This window comes from Spiroplasma clarkii, assembly GCF_002795265.1.
Classification (GTDB): Bacteria; Bacillota_I; Bacilli_A; order Mycoplasmatales; family Mycoplasmataceae; genus Spiroplasma_A; species Spiroplasma_A clarkii.
In genome coordinates, this window is sequence record NZ_CP024870.1 from 1,012,956 (window position 1) to 1,033,182 (window position 20,227).

A 20,227-nucleotide genomic window follows, 5' to 3' on the forward strand; every position below is an offset into this window, starting at 1 on the left:
TTAAAATCTCAACTTTTCCTATTGTAATAAACACTCAGTTTAAAACAAACTGTCCTAGATAACCCTATTGCTATATTTTAGAAATTGTATGTTACTAACTATTTTCTTTGTATTTAAACAAGTTGTTATGAAAATCCAAGTATTTATTAACTTCTTTTCCAGAAATATTAATGTTTATTTTATTCTCTACTAAATTAAAATGATGTGCTTGACTAGTAATGCTTTTTGAAACTTCCAATATTCCTTTGCAATTAAAAGTTATTAATTGTTTATCAAATAATGCATCATGGTTTGGACATAATAGAAAACCATTGTTTGGATCAGAAATCTCTTTAATTTTTTGAAAGTCAGTTAGAGATTCATCATTAATAATTATATTTACAGGTTTTATATGAGAACCTATCATTAATTCCTGATTTTTAATTCCACAACTGAGCACCTCACACTTGATACCACGTTTCGCAATTAAAAGTCCTTTAAATAATCTTCTGTATTTTTTAAATTTATTATTACTTTCATTTTTAAAATCTTGAATAGAAACTTTAGACAGTTCAGAATTAATCATTTCTATATAATCATTTTTTAAAATGTCTTGAAAAAATCACTTAAGTTTTTCTTGATGAATAATATAAACATTTTTTGCCCTGTTTTGCTTAAATGTTTTATCATTCATTACTTCTAATATATATTCTAATTTGACTCATCTGGATGATGGACTCTTAGATTCCCTCTCAATAACTTTTGATAAGTAGATTTTCTTTGGATCAACAATTAAATAAACCCTTTTTGAGAAATCAGGTTTTAGATCATCATCTAAAGGAACATACATATCAATAACTAAAACCCTCTCATAATTTTTAATAATACTTTTAAAAGCTACTTGATTAAATGGAATTGCTACTTTTTTGTCTGTTTTGTTGTATTTTATGTCCTTTCCCCCACCATCTGGAAATTCAATAAAAATATTGTAATACATATTGTTAAAATTAATCATAAATAAGTTTTTCTTATCATTGCTAATATCTTCAAAAGAATCAATATTTAAATCTTCTATTAAATATTCCATAAATTTAGATTTGTTTTTCTCATTATCTAAAGGATGTGGATTTTCTAAATTGGTAATTCTCCCTGAAACTATGTGTTTATAAGGGTATTTTTTCATAAGTAATTCTAATAGTTATTCAATAAATGTTCTTGAATAAATGAAACTATTTTAACATTAACCGAATTACCAAATTGCTTATAAGAATAAAAATCTTTATTTTCTGGTTTAATTTCATTGTGTATTTTATATTTTTTAGGGAAACTTTGTAAATTTGCAGTTTCCCTTGGAGTCAAGTAACGTCAAGCATTATTAAAATCATCATAAATTATAGGGATTTGAACCATTGCCACTAATGTTGGGAATTTTATTGGCTTCTTACACCTTATTCCTGATTGCCTTAATTGTATAAAAGAGTGCTTCAAATCAGTTACTTCTTTCCCTGCTTGTCATTCAAATTTTTTTTCACGTTTTTTTCATTTTTCAACTTCATATTTTACTAACCAATTGTCTATAAAATCTTTATTCATTTTATAAATATTTCTCATATCTGTAATATATTTTTTTTTCCATTCTGGCATATCACTTTTTAAATGATATTTCTTACCAAGTTCATCAGCTCAAATAACTGGTAAAGTTCTACCTTCTGGTTTTTCTACATTTTTTAAAAAATCGTCTCAGGCTTCAAATACATTTAATAAATATGAATCTTTTTCCTTATCTAAAAAATACTTGCTTTCAACTTCTTCTTCTAAAAACTTATCAAAAATATATTTTCTAATTTCACTTGAATTTGAGCTATTAAGAATATTATTTGATTTTAAATCATCAAAATTAAATGAAATGTATTCATCTTTTAAACTTGTTTTTTCTCTTAAAACACCTGGAATAAATACACGCTGTCTCTCCTGTGGGATACCAAATTCATGAGGCGATAATATTAATGGATCTTTAGGTATAATATAACCTAAATCATCTTTTAAGGTTTTGATTATTATTTCTCATGTTTTTCCATTATCATGATTGACTAAGTGTTTTACATTTTCTAATAAAATGTACTTGGGTTTTTTAATTTTTAATATTTTTACAATATCAAAAAACAATGTTCCCCTAATTTCATCTAAAAAACCCTTTTTCTTACCCGCATTTGAAAAAGTTTGACATGGAAATCCAGCAAATAAAAAATCATGCTCTGGAACACCTGACATATTATCATCTAAATCTCTTATATTAATGATCTTCTCTTTATCTATTGAAAAGTTACTAGAATAAGTTTCAATTGACTCTTTATCAATTTCACTAACAAACACACATTTAATATCCAATTTTTTCTTTTTTGCTACTGATTCTAATGCCTTATGGAATCCACCAATACCAGCAAATAAGTCAATAAACCTAATTTCCTTCACACCAATACACCTCTTTTTTATAGTCAAATTGATTTTAACATTTTAATATAATTTTAGGGTCAAAAACACTTAAATTTGAAATTTATTTTATCACAAATAATACTTTGAAAGAATTGATTTTATTCTTTTCTATGAACAAAGCCATTTGCGTTTATTATTTTTTAATTTTTACAGATTAACTATCAAAAAAACCTGTTGTCTATAACAATTTTGAATTAAATACTATCTATTCTTAACATATCCACTTACTGATAAGGATGGTATATAAAGTCCATATGCAATTTCATTTTTGCTCTTATCCTTAAAATCAATTTTATAAATCTGTATAATTACTTTCCCTTTGTTTGAATCATACAAATCTATTTTTGAATCACCAAAATAGTTATTTTGGTCAGTATAATCAACATTTATATTTGCTCCTTGTGCATGCAATGTAAATTTGTCATCGGTTCCTAAAGAACGCATAGAATTAGCACCACTTTGAGGTTGCATTAAAACTACCTTGACTGGTTTTTCTTCTCAACTTCCTTCAAATACTACTTGTTCTCTTTTTGCAAGAACTTTGTTTATTATGTATGAATCTATATGTGATTCTGAACAAAAGTTATTTCAATTTGAATACTCCTTTACTCTAAATGTTCTTGTACCAAATTGTTCAATTTTTGCTTCTTCACTTATTTTTTCAAAATAATCAAGCTCAATATTTTTTGTTTCATGATATTTCCTTTGAATTGATCATGACTTAATTGCAACTTCTCTGACATCAGCTACATTTCTTCTGGTAGGTCGCAGCTCACTTGTTGGTAATTCTAAAAAAATCTTATCGATTAATTCTTCACAGGATAAACCTTCTAAATCGATTCTTTCTAAATATTCTCATAGGTTATTTTCCATAATTCAAATGTCAAAGTAATGATTTGCAATTTTTTCTGTTGTATATATTTTCATATTGTTAATTATCTTATCTCGATAACCAAATCAACGAGCTCTTTGTAAAATTGTGTCTGCATTATTCTTCCCAAGAAGAGTATCTCTTATTATGTAAGCAACAATTAAATTACTAATTGTAACACCTCTTGAGAGCAAATCAGACCCAATATAAATTACATGTTTATTTTTAATACTACTTTCATTAAGTCTCTTAGCACCAGGACTACTATTAATGATAAATGAATTAACATCTTGAACTGCATATTTAAATCTTTCTAAAAAATCATAATCTCCATTCTCATCTATCTTGCGATCATATAATATTTTAAAACCCTTATTAATAAACTCAAATAATCATAATTTTTCAATATCTTTTTTATCATTGAAATAATCATCAATTCCCTTGCGGAGTTCTATTAAAAATTTATCTAATCTTTTTTTTATAATCTTATGGTCATTTTTAACTCTTACAATATTTAGTAACATTTCAGATTTTGTATATTTTTGCTTCTTCATCAACAAATCAATTGATGAACAAATAAAGAAACTCAAGGCCTCTTCAAGACTTTTTTCAATATTTTGAACTTCTGAATCATTCTGATTATCACTGTCTCTTAATCTTTCTGCTTCTTCATCGGGAACTATTCTGACGTATCTCTCATTTCCTTCATCTGAGTGAAAAACACTTAGTCCACTGTATCCCTGACCTGGATAGGTTAACTTGATGAATTTCGGAGATAAGTTATCATAAGTATCAATTAAAACATTTGCATATGGAGTTGCAGTGACGGCAATATATGAAAAATGTGTTAGTGAATTTCTTATATTATTTATTGTTTCGTTTCATTTTGTTGGACCATCTTTTTTTGTGTTGGCATTACCATCTAAACTCCCCTGGTCTCCTTCATCATCAATAATTAATACTTTTCTTTTGCTTCATATTAAAGGATTATTGTTAATTAGATCTAAAATGTCTGAGAAATGTCTTGAATTTTTAAGTATGGTAATAATAACTTTATTGTTATCTCCTTGAAAAAATCTGTTTTGATTAAGATTATTTTTTTCAGATTTAATTGAAGCACTAGAGAATACTGCACAGGTCATATAACCTCTATCATCTGAGATATCATCAAAAACCTCATTAACCCTTTCTTCATTTTGACGCAATAAATCATTATCAATTCCACCAACTAAAAAGACAGTATCATAATATTCTTTATCAAATGCAGTGGCAATTATTCCTAAAAAGTTTGAAGTCTTTCCTGATTGAACCTTCCCAACCAATAAACCAGTTTGTTTATTTGGTTGCCTGTTTTCATCTAGTGTTTCTTCAAGAATTTCATAAGAGCGTTTTAAAATTTCATTTGTAGAGTCAGTTCCAATTTTTTTACAATAAACTTCTTTATATTTTTCAATATACATACTTATTCCTCCTATTTATCATCCTAAAAGATATTCATTAATTTTTTTTGTAATTTTTAATGGGTCAACAGTATTGTCTGGTGAGTTCGCACGCAAACAAAGTATTGCACAAACATATGCTGTTGCAAATTTTTTCATAAAAATTATAAATTGTGGTTCTTGTGCCAATGGTTTTAAAAAAATATGTTCAACAAACAGCTCTATTTCAAAGAAATCTTTTTCTTCATCCACAGTAGTTATTTTAATTCACTCTTGTGGGTCTTTTTCTTCTGAAAGTTTTAATGAAAATGAAAAATTAACCCCATCCTTTGAAAACTTTGCAATATTGCCTAAATTATTTAAACTAATCTTATTAACTTCATTCTCCAAGACAGTTTTATCATCTGATTTTACAATTGAAGCTTTGACATTTTCATCAATAGCACTAGGTGTCTCAAATGTAAAGTCCTTTTTCATCATTCTTGATATGTCATTATTTGCTTCTATAATTTCTTTTTCTTTAATCTGTTTTGTTCCTGAATCATCAAACTTTCTTAGTTTTTCTGCTCATATTTTAAATTTTGCTATTTTTCTATTTAAAAAATTAATAAATGCCTCTTCAAGACCATCATCTCAACTAAAACCATCTTTTGCTTGATTTACAGGGAAATCATCTAGATCAATTTCCCCATACATTCTTTGATATGCAAATGAACCTGAATCACCAAAAATTTCCTTTGGGCGATAATTGTTATCATATCCTCCGACTATAGCTCTATTTCTTCTAAATAGTGTGAAACCTGATTCACTTCTACTCCCTTTGTCTCTTATTCCCACCATATATTTAATATGGTACTTTTTGTCCTTGAATTCTAAAAAATCTTCATCAACAGTCTTTGCTAGTGTTGGTTCATCAATACCTTTAACTTGACCTGGCTGTATTACTCTTGGAATAACTTCATTGAACTTTATTTCTGGAATATCTTCAGCATTCTCATACACAACACCATCAATGTCTCTTCATTTTTTATCAGCTTTAAATTCAGCAAAATAGATTTTAATATCACCATTTTTGATATCACGTCTATACATTCCAGAAATTAATTTTGAGATTGCTGTTTTTTGATTCTTTGTTGTGATTGGTTTGTTTAACTTTTCAAGTTTCAAGATTGTTTTGTGAATTTTAGGATCAACAGGTTTCTTGCTAACTCCAATTCTTTTTGGATTTTCTTTAACTATTTTGTCAATATCCATTGTTACACTATATTCATTTTCTGAACCTAATCTAGTTGATATTACAGTTCATTTCCTGCTAAATCATGTTGCAGCAGTTTTAAGTCCCATTCCAAATTCATTTCTACTATTTTTATGTTTTGGAAGTTTACCTAGCAAAACTGCCCGTTCTAATTCTTCACGTTCCATTCCATAAGCATTATCTATAATGTTTATTTCAGGATCTACATTATCATTTTTATAAAGAATATAAATTTTTAACTGATAGTTAGAATTTAAATTATTTTTATAAAAATCAATTAGAGCATTTTTGTTTTCAAAATAACTTGCTGTGGAATTGTCAACAAATTCAGCTAATGCATAGCTTGGTTTATAACTTAACCTTTGGTATGTTGCATAAATACTTGATTCAGGCTGTATATTAATTGAATCATTATCATTAATCATAATCTCTATCTCCTTCTTGTTTGTAAAGTTCACTATAAATTTTTATTATTTTTTCAATGTTATACTCTGGATATATTTTTTTAAAATTATCATTTACAACTAGATTGCCAAGTTTAATAACCATACTTTTTTGAAACTCTTTTTCAGACAAATGTATTCCCTTATGACATTCTGGGCACAATGCAACTAGATTTTGTTTTGAATCTAAAGTCTTAACAAACTTTTTTTGGGTTTTGTAGTTATAAGGAATAAAATGGTGCACTTCAAAATAATTTAGACCATTATGTTTTTTAGATGGGAAAGTACTTTCTTTATTACATAATGCACAAATTTGCAATTCTTTTAATACTTCTTCAACAAGAGCAGTATTTCTAATTAATTTGTTCTTATTTACCTTGTCAACAGATAGATCATAGTTAAAATCCATCACATTTTGTTCTAATGTAATTTCATTAAATAGTATATCATTAAAAATGTCTAAAATTTCTTCCTCTTTACTAACTTCATTTTGTTTTATATGTTCAAATAATCTTTTTACCAACTTATCTAGATGAACAGTTAAAAGATTATTATCAGAATCTGTGACATCAATATCCCCCATTATGCATTTTTCAATATCACTAAATCCTATTCAATATGAAGAATATGAACCTCCCTTTTTTGCTTTTGATGATGCAATGTATCTTTCAATATTTTTATTTACAATTGGTGAAAGAATGTAAAGATTATTTAACCCTATTTTCATGAGTCCTACATAGTAGATTTGATAACCTGTAACCAAATGCTGTGATTTAAGTGCCAATCTTTTAGCTTGATTGTCTTCAATTCCTGAGTTTTTTGGATTCATATAATGTATTAAAATCTTCTTACTATCTTGAGTTTCAAATGAAACTCAATTCTTTTTATCATCATAATTTACATTCTTTAGACCATTAAAATTACCTATAATTACCTCATTTAGAGAATTGTATTCATTTTTAACATTCTTTTGAAGTTTGTTATATTCTTTAAAGGTCATTTCCACTATTTTTTTGTCCTTAAATACTTTATATTTGATACTATTATTCACTTTTTCCTACCTCCATATGATTTTATTAATTGTGACTTATAATTAACCTTAAAAAAATTTAAAATATGACTTTTATATGAAAGTTGATGTTTTAGATTTACATAAAATTTTGTAACATGTTAAAACTCAAATTTAATTGTATTGGTTATAATGCATTCAATCAGTAATAACTTATTACAATTAAAGTGGTTTTGACTCACTTTATGATTCAGGCATTGTTATAATAATTGTTATTTTCAAATAACTTCACTTTTACATTAATTTTTCCTCGCTTTTAACTTAATTCTATCAAATATTTTTTCATAATATTTAAAAATTAAACATGGTTTTATTTTTGTAACAAATAATTTACAAAAATTTCATACCTTAACCAACATTAGATAAAAATAATATCAAGTTTGCTTTATAACCCTTTTACAAATAATCACAAAACCTATAATAAACTTTCAAGTCTAATTAAAAGTGGACTAAGCTAGTTTAAGGTAAAATATAATTTAAGTATTACAAAAATGCAATCATCACTAATATTTATAATAAATTTGTGGTTGAATAAATTTTATTTATAAATTTATGAACAATTTCTATCTTTATCCACAATATTGTAACTATTTTATTTAGTCTTTAGTATAAATCTTGCTACCCAAAATTTTATAAGTATTGCATTTTTAGTAGATTCCGGCAATTACTGTAATTCAATTTGTGATGTAGGTGAAAATATAACTTTTATAGTCATACATTATAATATTTAATCTATGTAAAAAGCATAACTTCTCATATTAAATATTTTTATATAACTCATTTAAAAAGTTTTCAAATGCTTTTTTTATTTCTATTAACTCATATTTTAAAATAACAATTTGATTTATACTCCCATCTTCTTCATCTAGTTTATTAAGCAATATGTATAGTTCATCATCTACATTATAAAAATCAATAATATTATAAAAAATTTTATCATTTTGTGAATTTATTTTATATTTTTCTGAGTGAGTTAACAAATTCCTTAAGGAGTTAAGTGAACATGGAAAACTTGTCCTTGATTCAGGTTTAATCTCATTTGATTCAATTAATTTGATAATATCTTTAGTCAACTTACTTTCAATGTCAACACATATTATGAACTCTTTTACTGTTATTTTTTGATTTTTAACAGTACTGGTTAACTTCAAACTTTCATTTTCAGAAATATTAATAAATGAATTCAACAAGAAATTTAAATCTTGGAAGTTAATTTTTTGTAAATTTAACTCAGCATCAAATTTATAAAAGCTACTTAATGAGTTGATTGTTTTTAATAAAAAAATTATCTTTCTTTTTTCAATTGTATTTATATTTTTGGATTTTAATATTCTATTTTCATAATCTGTAATATTTTTACTTGTTATATCATACAAAAAACCATGATTATATTTTTCATAATAAAATACTATTGAATCTTCACAATAATTTTTAGGAATGAAAAACCCATCTTGATTTTTTCCAAAATTACTTTCAGCTGGATAATATTCAAAATCATATCCAATTGGTTTTTTATTATACCATTTCCTTCTTATATCTTCTTTATTAACAAATAAAACAGCCTCACCATTTAAATTTTTAATGCCTGCTTTTTCTAAAAATCTGTTCAATCTTATTAAATAGTCATCACGGATTCATTGCTTACTAACTTTGAAAGGTTTATTTTTAGTATTTAAATTCATATAATAGTCTCATTTCTTAATTTTACATATTAATTATTGATTTCCTGTGGTGTTTATTTCTTTTCAATATACTTATCCTCATTTTTAAGTTCGGCAATAACTTTTTTTAAATATTTGAAATTTCCTTCAATTTTAAAATAATTTGCTGTTTCATTAATATCTTTTTCTAGAGAAATTTTTTCAATGTAGTTTAATTTTTCATCATTAAGTATTTTGTACACAACATCTGATGAAACAAAGCAGAATAAAACATCTAGTTTAGTCTTACAAAAATCTTTAAGCTCTATGTATCTATTAATCACTTTAAATAGTTTTTTGAAATGTTTAATTTGTTTACTACTTTATAATGCAAAAATCATATTAAATATATTGCAACAGTCAGATTTGGTAGAGTTTATTGAATTTATGATACTTGAGTATATATCATCATTAATTTAATCTATCTTATTATTGATTGCTACATAATTATTAAAATATATTGCAATGGTTTTTAATAGTTTTATTATTTTTAATTCATCATCATTCACATAAGCAACAGCAAATGCTTTTTCAGCATATTCACTAGTAATCAATCCTCTTATAAAACTATCAGCATTGATTCTTGCTCCACACTTTGCTTGGATTAGGTGCAAAATACCTTTCAAAAAATAAATTATGTCAATGCCTCTGATTTCTGAGTTATTTTCATTAATTAAACAATCTGTCGTGTCTTTGCCTTGAAATACAACTAATATTGAGCAAATATATTCCTGAAACATTTTACCTTTTACTCTACTTTTTTTCCTCACTATTTTTAGTACTAATTCTACTAATTTCTTTTAAATATGTCTTAAAATTTCTATTAATTTTCTTTTTATGCACATTGATTTACATAAATTGCATTCAGAAAACAAAACATTAAAGTAAACTAACATTTATTAACTTTTATTGAATCCCAAGCACCATAAACAATTATAACACTCCTGGGTGAGATGTAATAAAAAAAATGACTCAATATTAAGTCATTTTTAAAAAAAATCTTTTATGTAGTGTGCTAAATTTAAACATCATATTCTTCCAAATCACAAGTTTTGATATTGTTTTGATTTATTTTTAGGTTGACAATTAATTCATCATAAACTCTTTCAATTTGATCTGCTAGATTTTGAATTATATCTACAACCAAAGCATTTCCCATACAAAAATATCTCATTTTCTCACTTGTGATTGATACAGTCCAATCATCATCAAAACAATTTAATCTTTCAGCTTCAATTGGTGTAATAAACCTTCTTCTATTACGTCCATTTTTATCAAGTGTTTGAATGAGATGAGTTGATCTATTCAGTGATGATTCACTAGTCAACATAGTTCTTCCTGGTCTATCCAAGTTATCAAGTAAGTTCATTCTACCCTCAGAATAATAGTATGGTTCTCCATTTGGCTTAAACCGTTCTCTTTTTTTAGCACTTCTTAATTCTTTCATTTTTTTCAATTGTTCTTGATTTAAATAAAACTTCTCTTCAATTTCATCTGGGTTTTGCAAAATGTCTCTTAAACACAATCTTTCAGGATTGAAATTGGGGTCAACCTCAATTTCATACTCTAACAAGTCACCATTAATCAAAAATCCTTTTGTAAGAAACTTGCCCCCATTGTAGTTTTCGGTTATATCTAGTTCATCATCAAATTGGCTACTAAATTCCATTTGTTTAACTTTTGTACTACTTTTTTCAACAACTGGAAATACTGTGCTAAATACTGAACTTTCATTAATTTCTTCTAAAGTTTGTTCATCATCAAACATAACAGCAGTTTCAAAACACTCTCTTAGTTTTGCAAAAATAAAAACTCTTTTTCTTCTTTGAGGCATTCCATAGTCTGCTGCATTGATTACTTGCCATTCAACATCATAACCTAACTTATTTAAATTAAATAACATAATAGCAAAATCTCTTCCCCTTTTTGCTGAAGGTGATTTTAATAAGCGATCAACATTTTCTAACAATACCATCTTTGGTTTTTTGTGTTTTAAAATTCAACTAATTTCTCATCATAAAACCCCTTTTTTCCCTTCAATTCCCTTTGCCTTGGTTGCAGCAACAGAATAATCTTGACATGGAAAACCACCCACTAATAAGTCAACATTGTTAGGGATTTTTTCTTTTGCAATTGCTATATCCTCATTGTTTACATTTTCTGGACCAAAATTATTAACATAGCAATTAAATGCATGTTGAACTTTTTTATTTGGCTCTCATTGGTTTGCAAAAATAAAATTTCACAGGTTTTTATTGTATCGTTCTAAACCTAACCTAAAACCACCAACACCTGCAAATAATTCTACTACATTTATAGTTTTCATTTTTTTAATCTCCTAGTAATGAATATATATTATAATAACATAAGGTAGAGGTAGATAATTATGAATTCAGAAAATATTAAAAAATTGAAAGAAATTTGACAGGTAACCTTTTTCCGGACACACATATTTTACAACTTTATTCTCACATAATTGTAAAATTTTTGATATAAACTTGCATTTAGCTGATACTCAGCAAGTCCTTTATAACAGTAATTTTCTTTTAAGCATTCTCTTTTAAAAACTGATCAAAACCCTTCAATCCAACCATTATCTGTAGACTTGGCTATTCTTGACATGCTTGGAATCAAATTAAAGTACATTAGCATCAACTTATAATTATATGCTTTAAATTCAGAACCATTATCTGAGTGTATTACACTGTTTGGCAAGAAGACACCAAATTCATCAGTCATTTTTAGAAATGATTTTTCTACAAGTTGATTCCCTTTATTTTTTTCTGTTACTAAACCAAAGATTTTTTTCATTTTAATATGATAAAAACCACAGGTATAGTATCTTTCACCATTGAATTCCTTTTCTGTTATGTCTACTGAAAAAACATCACCATACTTATCAAAATTTTCAGGATCAGTTAACAAGTTTGGGTATTTACCAACCTTTTCAGGTTTTGCTACCTTATTTTTTCATTTCACATGATTATTGGTGGAGATGCTTCTCATTTTAAAGTATCTCAATATTTTTTTATGTGATGACTTAGCTATCCCCTTAGTGAGCAAATCTATTGCAATTCTTTTACAACCATAGGTTTTTCCTGAATCAATAAAGCTCTGCTCAATATTTAAATAAAAATCATGATCATAATATCTTACCCTAGGTTTCCCTTGCTTCACTCATTCATAGTATGTACTTTTTGGAAGTTGAGCAATTTTTAATAAGCCATTTTTAGGTATTTTGAATTCATTGTAGATAAATTCCTCAACAACTAAGCATTTAATTATATTAAGCTCCCATTTAACTACTTTTTTTTACTTATCAGGGCCTCAATTCTTTTTCACATTTCATTTCTAGTTTCTAATTCGGCATTTTTCTTCTTCAGTTCTTTAACTTCATTTCTTAAAATTATTAGTTCTTCTTTATCAGCTGAATTTGGTGCCCCAAGACCATCAATTCCAGATTGATCATACTTTTTACACCAATTTAAAAGTGTTTGATCTGAGATGCCATAACTTTTAACAAAATTCTTGGCCTTTGTCTTGCTCTCTCTAAATTTTAAAATTATTTTTTCTTTTTGCTTTGCTGAGTAATGTCCCATAAAAAAACCTCTTTCCTAACAATATTATTTTACATTCAATATAAATGTAATTTAATTTTTTGTCCGGAAAAAGGTGGAAGTACAAATTGAAAGAAATTTATGACTTAGCAAAATCAGCAATTGGTAAGTCAATTAGAGAAATTATTGGTGATAATGTTGATGAACTTATTATTAATGATAAGAATAAGGGTACAGTTGGTAATTTAATTCAAAAGTATTTGTTTAAAATTGAACCTAATAATATTAGTGAAGCAGATTTTAAAGAATTAGGATTAGACCTAGAATTAAAAGTTATTCCACTATTAGAGAGATCTTTAAAAAATAAGTTAGCCCCAAAAGAAAGAATGGTTTTAGGTATGATAAATTACCATAAAATTGTTGATGAAACATTTGAAGAAAGCTCTTTTTTAAAGAAAAACCGCCACTTGTTGATAATGACATATTTATATGATTACAATGCAGATAAATTGGATTATAAAATTATAGATGCCTTTTTGTATGATGTCACAGCAGATGATTTTTTTCCAGACATTAAATCAGATTGAGAAAAAATCAATAAAGCAGTAGTTTCAGGTGAAGCACACTTATTAACTGAGAAAAACAATAACATTTTAAGTCCTAGTACTAAAGGTGGTAGTGAAAATAATAGAAAACAACCAAACTCTGATGAAATTGCAAAGGGAAGAGCATACTCATACAAAGTTTCATTTGTTAAAAAAATTATTGAAAACTTTGCCCAAGAAGAATTTGATTTTTTCATAAAAAACCTAAATAAAATTAATTATATTGAAAAAGAGGATATTGAAGCAGAAATTTATGACTTCTTAAATTCATTAATTGGTACAAAAATCCCAAAAGGAGATAAAATTGAAAAAAATTGACATGAAAATGTCTTTAAAAAGACTGTAAGAGAAAAAGATGAAAAAATGTTTCAAAAAATGTATAAAAATCCCTATCTAAAATTTTCACACAAAGTTTTAGATGAGAAAGGTAATTTACAAGAGGAAATAAACACAAATGTTGACATACTTCCACTTGAAATTATTAATGAAGAGTTTGAAAATAGCTCATTATTTAATAATGTAATTGATAAAAAGTATGTGATTATTGGAATAGACAAAAAGACTAACATTTTTAAAAAATACTGAACATTTACATTTAATGACTCTCAGATTGAGAAATGTAAAATTGCTTTTGAAAAGGTCAAAGAGAGAATTCAAAATTATTTTAATTCAAAATCAGATGAAAAATTTACCTTTAATTTAAAAAAATCAGATGATTTAGCAATACATTTACGTCCACATGCAAAAAATGGTTCAAAAACATATGAGAAAAAAGGAGTACCATTAGACATAGTTATTCATGAATGGTGAATCAATAAAAAGGAAATAACTTAATTGCTTTAATTTGAGACCATAATTAACTATTTGAATAATTCTGTTTTTGATATAAATAGGTTTATATGAATCATAATGATATGATTTTGATAATAATGAAATCATAATGATATATTTTTGGGAAAATTAGACTTCTAGTGGAATTTCGTATATAATAATTAAAGGAGGTTTTTTATGAAAAGTACACTTTTATTGATAATTCTACTAATAATGGCACTGATTCCAGGTATTATCTATGCTATTTTTCACCCAGGTCACAGATTAGCAACACTAGTATTGTTGTTTTTATGTGGATTAATTCCAGGTATCTTATACTTGGTATGACCTGATGGTGGTGGATATTCACCAAAATAAATCTAAATTTTATATTTAAAAACCACAATTGCTTTAAATTGTGGTTTTTTATATTTTTTGATTTATTAGTGAAAAGTCAACTTTATTACTTCACTTCATTAAAATTTAGATTTTGAATAATTCAACAAATCAAAACTGCAAATTATAGTAACTAGAATTTTAATCATAACAAATTGATTTTACTATTTACTTGCAATAATTTGTAGAATTGCATCATATATATCATCAAGAGTACTACCATATTTATAAAAATCATCTTTAAAGTTATCATAACCGCAATCCTTGCATGCTTTGGTAATTTGTCTTACTTGTTTGTCTTCAACTTTATTGGTCTTTGTTCTGATACACAATCAATCGTCTTCATCACAAAATGTTATTAAATAATAAACTAGACAGCTGTAAAATATTTTTTTGGTTTGAGAATTAGTTATTTTTTTAAAATTCTCATCAATTCGTAAGAATATGTCACTTGAGTTAACATCTTGTTCACCATTCAATAATTTTTCATAAATTATTTCATAGAACTCTCCATACTTCTCCATTTTTTCAATAATTTTAAAGCTAGATAACACATCAAGATACTGCCTCATAGCACTTTTAGAAACATATTCCTCATTTTTTGCTGCTGGATTTACAATTTTTTTACCACATAACATTTGATACTTTTTATCTTTTCGAAAAACTTCAATATAATTTGTTCTTTCATTGCTTGGCAATTTCAAATACTTATCATAAAACCTATCAACAATTGAAGTAATTTTAGTTTTAATATTTCAAAATTTGAACTCTTTATCAAAATCAAATAAATCTATAATTTTTTGTACCTTATTTAATTCCATAAATATCATCCACCAGTAATTTTGCAAATTTTGCACTTCTATCTTTGATTGAGTCAAAGTCAAATTTATCAAGTTTTAAAAGGTCTTCACCAGCAACTGTAAAAGGAATTCTTGCTAGAACAGATTGGGTTTTACTGTAGCTATATTTTTTATTTTCTCATTTTGAATTTCCTAGTTCTGAATTATTAGGTTTATCTAGTATCAAGTAATTTCCTATTCTATCAGAATAAGATTTATGTTTGTCAGTAAGCTCTTGATCTCATTTTTTATTGTCTCTCAGCATATCTTTTCAATCAGAATTTAGTTTATTTGGCATTATATGCTCAAGAGTTGGTTTAGTGTATGTTATCTTATTTGTAGCCTTATTATTTAAGGTAATTCAATGATTTTCAAGTCTAGACAGTAAAGCCTGAGCAATATTATTGTCTTGAATATTGTCATTACTTAACGAATTAATAATATCTACTCTTAATGGTAGAGCTTCTTTTGTTCCAATAAGTAGGTTTTCATTTTCTTTGTTTTCAGAAACCTTGTCACTAAACCAATCTTGCAATATTTTTGGCAATTCAGTTAAAAAATTAGATAATCCACTAAATGCATCTAAATATTTGATTAGTCTAATCATAAGTGGAGTTAGTGATTGTCCTGTACCTCTTACTTGCACTAAGAAAATGATTCATTTTTCAACTTCAAAGAGACATTTTTCTAATGAAGTTAGATTTGAAAAGCTGATTCTTAATTCTCTTGGATTTCAACTTTCTCTTGAATAGACATCCACTAAGTAAAATAGCAAAATAATTAAAAAATCTTTGTGTGCAATATTTGCTAAGGTTGTTGCCAATGGGTAAAATTCACTATTTCTATCTAAATAACCTTTTTCAATTGTGATTAGTCTATAAATATAAAAGTATCGCCCAAGCCTTTCACAAGCTTTTTTATAGCTGTCAAGATCTAAATTCATTTGTCTATGAAACACTTTGAAACTTGATAAAATACTCTTTTTATTAGTTTTGATTTTACCTTCATAAAAGCCTATTCGGGCATTTTGGTATGTTAAAAAACTATATAAAAATGATTCATATTTTTTAGCTTGTTCATCATTTTTACCTTTAAGACTAGTGATTCTATTAAAGTTAAAGTACCAATTAAATTCTTTGGTAATTTCACTTGTGTTTTCTTCAAAAACATTTTTTTTGACAGTGGTAAAAATGTAGTTCTTAATCATGTCAAATGTATCTAAATCTTTTCCTTTAGAGTTTAGATTTTCAAATATTTCCATTTCATTAACTTTTTCATCTTCAAACTTAATACAAGAGATAATAAAGTTATTGTAATAGTAATTAAATAAATCAATTAAATCATCAATTGGTCAAGTCTTAAGTGTGTTAATAAAAAAATCATAATTTTTGGTAACTAATCCAATATTTAATTTTTTGTCATTGTTAAATTGAGTCTTATTTTGAAAACCCTTCAAAATAAGATAAAGTGCATCATTTTGCTTTTCTGCTGCAGTTGAATTTTTATACTTTTCTTTAATTTTTTTATCTGAATACATATTATTTTCTTTGTATTCAAATAGATTTTTTAATTCTATAGGTAATTTTTGTAGATCTAGCTCTTCTTCAACAACTTTGTCCTTAATAAGATCATTCATAGCTTTAAATAATAACAGCGAAGTTGTAATTCTTTGTTGACCATCAATCAATCTAATATTTTGTTTTTTTAAGTTTACTACTTGTTCTACTCTACAAGCAATTGCACCAAAATATACTTGCTCAAATGTATTAAACTTTGCAATTAACTGGTTTATTAGTTCTTGACACTCATCAATTTCTCATCGATAATCTCTCTGATATGGTGGAATAATAAAAGTGTTATTCTCACTTAATACCAACTCTCCAATAGATAATTTTTCAAGTGTAATGTCTTTTGACTCATACTTGAACTTATCTTCATCTCCAATATTTCTAGTTAAATTTGATTTTTCATAGTAAATCTTATCATCAAATTCTGGTATTTTTAAGTCCTTGTTTTCAAATAGGTAAATAATAAAATGAATTATTTTTCAAATATGTCAAACAAAGTTAAGTAATGAAATTAAAGTATTTGAACTATTATCTTCAAAATTTCCATTATCACTATAATGGGCACTTTCATTACGACTGCGCTGAATATATTTTAAAGAAGTTAAAATACTGGATGGAAGTGCATGTTTTTTCTCATATTCACAATAATCCTTAAAACTATTAATCAAAAAATCTAAGCTTTTGCTTTGTTGACTTGCTAAAATCTGTTTTAAAAGCCTTTCTATTAATTTTGCACTTTCCATAATCACAAAATACTTGTTTTTATAGATAGTTTCTCGTTCAATTCCTCCAATATCTTCATATGCTCAAGCATAATTGCTATAATTTTTAATAAATTCAAAATTTTTACTATACATTTTTATTTTCCTCCATTTCAACAATTTTATTAAAGATTGCTACTAATACATTTACCACAATAGAATTGCCAGCTTGTCGATATAAAATTGAATTTTTGATTAAATCTAATTTTTTGATATTATCAAAGTCTTTTTCACTAAACCCCATTAATAGAAAGGTTTCTCTTGGGGTTAATAGACGATACTTGGCTTTATTTTCTAGTTTTTCAAGAGAGGTACCACATAAGTCCACAACCCCTGCATTAGGATGCCTATCTTGTTTTGTGGTAATTGTTCGACATAAATTTAAAAAGTAACCATTAGATCTCTCATCCACCGAATATATTTTCCTTCCATTATTTGATTCAATTATTTTTTCTTCACTAAGACTGAACAGCTTGTGATTGCAAGAATACATTGTCTTCCTACTTGGTGTTCGGTTTGGTGTTGATTCAATTGCTTCTTCACGATATTTTGCATGATTGTAGTCAACTTTGATTATTTCGTATATTTTTTTAGAAATTTTTAATTTTTTTGATATGTCAGTTGGGTTCTTCTTTTCTCTTATCAGCCCTGTTCTTGTATAAGTGTCATGGAACAACTTATCTTCTCCTCTAACACTTAAAGCATAAACTCTTTCACGACTCTGAGGAATTCCATAATCTTTTGCATTTAACACATAAGTTTGAGTGTTATACCCTAGTTCATGCAAGAAATCAATCCACTCTTGGTAATCTGCTTTGTGCCTCTCAGAAATCATATTTCTCACATTTTCAAGCAATAGATATTTTGGTAGTTTATTAATGGAGCATAATTCATTTAATATTCTCTCAATTTCTCATAATAATCCACTTCTTGTCCCTGAACCTTTAGCCATACCTTGGTTGAAGCCATGTAAACTACCTGCCACAGAAAGATCTTGACAAGGAAAAGAATAAGTTAACATATCAAATTCCCCAATGTTTTTTATAAGTTCAGCACCTTTTACATTTAAAATACTACCTTGATTATTGCAATTTTTGATTGCACTATATAATAATTCTCTTACTTTTCTATCTTTTCTCACTAAATTGCTATTTGAAATTGGAGTTTTTGAGTCACTTGAGTGATCGAATTTACAAAGAAATTCATTAATTGTTTCATCATCTAGTTTATTTGCAACATTTTTACTATTGTGGTGCATTGCATTATAACTAATGTTAGCCCACATATCTCACTCACTTGTGCCTGCTATCTCAAAGTCCAAAATTTTCTTGTCTTTTAATATTTTTAAAGCTTTATGTTGAGCGCCAATTCCGGCAAATGTCTCAAATACTCTAATTTTTAGCATAAAAAAATACCCCCTTAAGTATTTTACTGTCTTTGTCAGACTTAATCAACCAATTTTTAGATAAATACTGACTTATCTTAAAAATAGTTAATTTTTAGATTCTGTTTTGACCAACATTCTTGCTTCCCAGCAAGCAAATTAATTTATTTTATTTTTTCTGAGTAAAAGTGATTAACTTTTTATGAGTAAGTCTAGAACAAATCATAAACGATTTTGATAATTGAAAGTCAAATTAAAACTATCAAGATCCACTTAATAATCACTTCTTTTTTAATGATTTTTTTAAATCAAATTGCCAATACAGTTCCACCAACTACGCCACAAATCATTGGCAAAGCATTTTCAATCATTAAGTCATGTTAATTTGTGGTTTAAATTAATTTACTCAGTTTTAAATAGAATCAACAAGTTATTTTTGACTTAAATCTAACTTGCGATAATCTTTTTTAGCTTCTTTAAGAAAATCTTCTTTAGTTATCTCATTTTATGGTTTATTTTAAAATTCATAATTTTAATAAGACTTGATTTTAATTCCTTATAATTTTTAAAATTAATTGTATAGGCTTTTTTAGTTCTTAAATTAAAGAGTTTAAGTTTTTCAACAATAGTGCCATTACTTTTTAAAATAAAACCATAAATCAATAGCTGATAAATCATAGTTTCTGTTATTTTATCAACATTTTTAAATTCTCAAACAGTTTTTGAATTTGGATCATAGGCATCAATTACTCCACCCAAACTAATTCCTTCAAAAGCATTTTGTTCAGCAAATGCTTTTAATTCACCAAAATTCTCACACTTATCATCAATTGTTATGGGTACTTCAACCTCTCAACTAGGATCATATTTAATGGACTTCATTAAGGTTTTTATTTTAAACAAGTCATTTTCAGTAACTCAATTATAACCAGAAGGTTCTAATTGATTGTAAGAAATTTTTTTACCTGACTCAAGTGCATCAAACATTACAGCTAATTGACAAAGTTCACTTGGGGTTAGGTTTTCTTTTTCTGCTAAAGTATTGAGCACGGCTAACT

Annotated in this window: 18 protein-coding genes; 2 read left to right on the forward strand and 16 right to left on the reverse strand. The window is 26.3% G+C overall.

The genetic code is table 4. The features are described 5' to 3' along the window. Nucleotides 1–94: 94 nt before the first annotated feature. The 11 genes from SCLAR_RS04565 to SCLAR_RS04610 all read right to left on the reverse strand — a co-directional run bounded on the left by SCLAR_RS04565 (nucleotide 95) and on the right by SCLAR_RS04610 (nucleotide 12,848). Nucleotides 95–1,162, reverse strand: a complete 1,068-nt coding sequence (locus SCLAR_RS04565) for an HNH endonuclease (protein ID WP_100254753.1) — start codon at nucleotides 1,160–1,162, stop codon at nucleotides 95–97. An 8-nt stretch (nucleotides 1,163–1,170) separates the two neighbouring features. Then, on the reverse strand, nucleotides 1,171–2,451 hold the full coding sequence (locus SCLAR_RS04570; RefSeq protein ID WP_157795151.1) for a DNA cytosine methyltransferase: 1,281 nt from the start codon (nucleotides 2,449–2,451) through the stop codon (nucleotides 1,171–1,173). Nucleotides 2,452–2,673: 222 nt separating this feature from the next. Continuing rightward, complete coding sequence (locus tag SCLAR_RS04575; RefSeq protein ID WP_100254755.1) at nucleotides 2,674–4,803, reverse strand: Z1 domain-containing protein; 2,130 nt, start codon at nucleotides 4,801–4,803, stop codon at nucleotides 2,674–2,676. 15 nt (nucleotides 4,804–4,818) lie between these two features. Further along, on the reverse strand, nucleotides 4,819–6,462 hold the full coding sequence (locus SCLAR_RS04580; protein ID WP_100254756.1) for an ATP-binding protein: 1,644 nt from the start codon (nucleotides 6,460–6,462) through the stop codon (nucleotides 4,819–4,821). Continuing rightward, nucleotides 6,455–7,531 carry an HNH endonuclease signature motif containing protein gene (locus SCLAR_RS04585; protein ID WP_100254757.1) on the reverse strand — a complete coding sequence of 359 codons (1,077 nt, stop codon included), beginning with the start codon at nucleotides 7,529–7,531 and terminating at the stop codon, nucleotides 6,455–6,457. The genes SCLAR_RS04580 and SCLAR_RS04585 overlap by 8 nt, the downstream gene beginning before the upstream one ends. A gap of 776 nt (nucleotides 7,532–8,307) precedes the next feature. Continuing rightward, nucleotides 8,308–9,231 (reverse strand): hypothetical protein, encoded by a 924-nt coding sequence (locus SCLAR_RS04590; protein WP_100254758.1) that lies wholly within the window; start codon nucleotides 9,229–9,231, stop codon nucleotides 8,308–8,310. A 53-nt stretch (nucleotides 9,232–9,284) separates the two neighbouring features. Further along, the gene (locus tag SCLAR_RS07070) at nucleotides 9,285–9,452 is read right to left on the reverse strand and encodes a hypothetical protein (RefSeq protein WP_157795152.1); all 168 of its coding nucleotides are present in this window, start codon (nucleotides 9,450–9,452) and stop codon (nucleotides 9,285–9,287) included. Nucleotides 9,453–9,665: 213 nt separating this feature from the next. Next, entirely contained in the window at nucleotides 9,666–10,019 is a 354-nt protein-coding gene (locus SCLAR_RS04595) for a hypothetical protein (protein ID WP_146638017.1), read from the reverse strand. Nucleotides 10,020–10,270: 251 nt separating this feature from the next. Continuing rightward, the gene (gene dcm / locus SCLAR_RS04600) at nucleotides 10,271–11,575 is read right to left on the reverse strand and encodes a DNA (cytosine-5-)-methyltransferase (RefSeq protein WP_100254760.1); all 1,305 of its coding nucleotides are present in this window, start codon (nucleotides 11,573–11,575) and stop codon (nucleotides 10,271–10,273) included. Nucleotides 11,576–11,703: 128 nt separating this feature from the next. Further along, entirely contained in the window at nucleotides 11,704–12,426 is a 723-nt protein-coding gene (locus tag SCLAR_RS04605) for a DDE-type integrase/transposase/recombinase (protein WP_146637825.1), read from the reverse strand. 125 nt (nucleotides 12,427–12,551) lie between these two features. Beyond that, on the reverse strand, nucleotides 12,552–12,848 hold the full coding sequence (locus SCLAR_RS04610) for a transposase (RefSeq protein WP_100254044.1): 297 nt from the start codon (nucleotides 12,846–12,848) through the stop codon (nucleotides 12,552–12,554). Nucleotides 12,849–12,934: 86 nt separating this feature from the next. Here SCLAR_RS04610 and SCLAR_RS04615 point away from each other — a divergent pair, with 86 nt between their 5' ends. Both SCLAR_RS04615 and SCLAR_RS04620 read left to right on the forward strand, forming a co-directional pair. Continuing rightward, nucleotides 12,935–14,245 (forward strand): MutH/Sau3AI family endonuclease, encoded by a 1,311-nt coding sequence (locus tag SCLAR_RS04615; RefSeq protein ID WP_157795153.1) that lies wholly within the window; start codon nucleotides 12,935–12,937, stop codon nucleotides 14,243–14,245. 174 nt (nucleotides 14,246–14,419) lie between these two features. Then, nucleotides 14,420–14,599 carry a hypothetical protein gene (locus SCLAR_RS04620; RefSeq protein ID WP_100254762.1) on the forward strand — a complete coding sequence of 60 codons (180 nt, stop codon included), beginning with the start codon at nucleotides 14,420–14,422 and terminating at the stop codon, nucleotides 14,597–14,599. A gap of 182 nt (nucleotides 14,600–14,781) precedes the next feature. Here SCLAR_RS04620 and SCLAR_RS04625 read toward each other — a convergent pair whose 3' ends face one another. The 5 genes from SCLAR_RS04625 to SCLAR_RS04640 form a co-directional block, all read right to left on the reverse strand. Then, nucleotides 14,782–15,438 (reverse strand): hypothetical protein, encoded by a 657-nt coding sequence (locus SCLAR_RS04625; protein ID WP_100254763.1) that lies wholly within the window; start codon nucleotides 15,436–15,438, stop codon nucleotides 14,782–14,784. Beyond that, nucleotides 15,425–17,881 (reverse strand): DUF262 domain-containing protein, encoded by a 2,457-nt coding sequence (locus SCLAR_RS04630; RefSeq protein WP_100254764.1) that lies wholly within the window; start codon nucleotides 17,879–17,881, stop codon nucleotides 15,425–15,427. Before SCLAR_RS04630 ends, SCLAR_RS04625 begins: the two co-directional genes overlap by 14 nt. Beyond that, nucleotides 17,874–19,190 (reverse strand): DNA (cytosine-5-)-methyltransferase, encoded by a 1,317-nt coding sequence (dcm, locus tag SCLAR_RS04635; protein ID WP_100254765.1) that lies wholly within the window; start codon nucleotides 19,188–19,190, stop codon nucleotides 17,874–17,876. The genes SCLAR_RS04630 and dcm (SCLAR_RS04635) overlap by 8 nt, the downstream gene beginning before the upstream one ends. 191 nt (nucleotides 19,191–19,381) lie before the next feature. Next, nucleotides 19,382–19,540, reverse strand: coding sequence for a hypothetical protein (locus tag SCLAR_RS07075; protein WP_157795154.1), 159 nt, complete (start codon nucleotides 19,538–19,540; stop codon nucleotides 19,382–19,384). A 124-nt stretch (nucleotides 19,541–19,664) separates the two neighbouring features. Continuing rightward, entirely contained in the window at nucleotides 19,665–20,219 is a 555-nt protein-coding gene (locus SCLAR_RS04640; protein WP_100254766.1) for a Dna2/Cas4 domain-containing protein, read from the reverse strand. Between the last annotated feature and the right edge of the window lie 8 nt (nucleotides 20,220–20,227).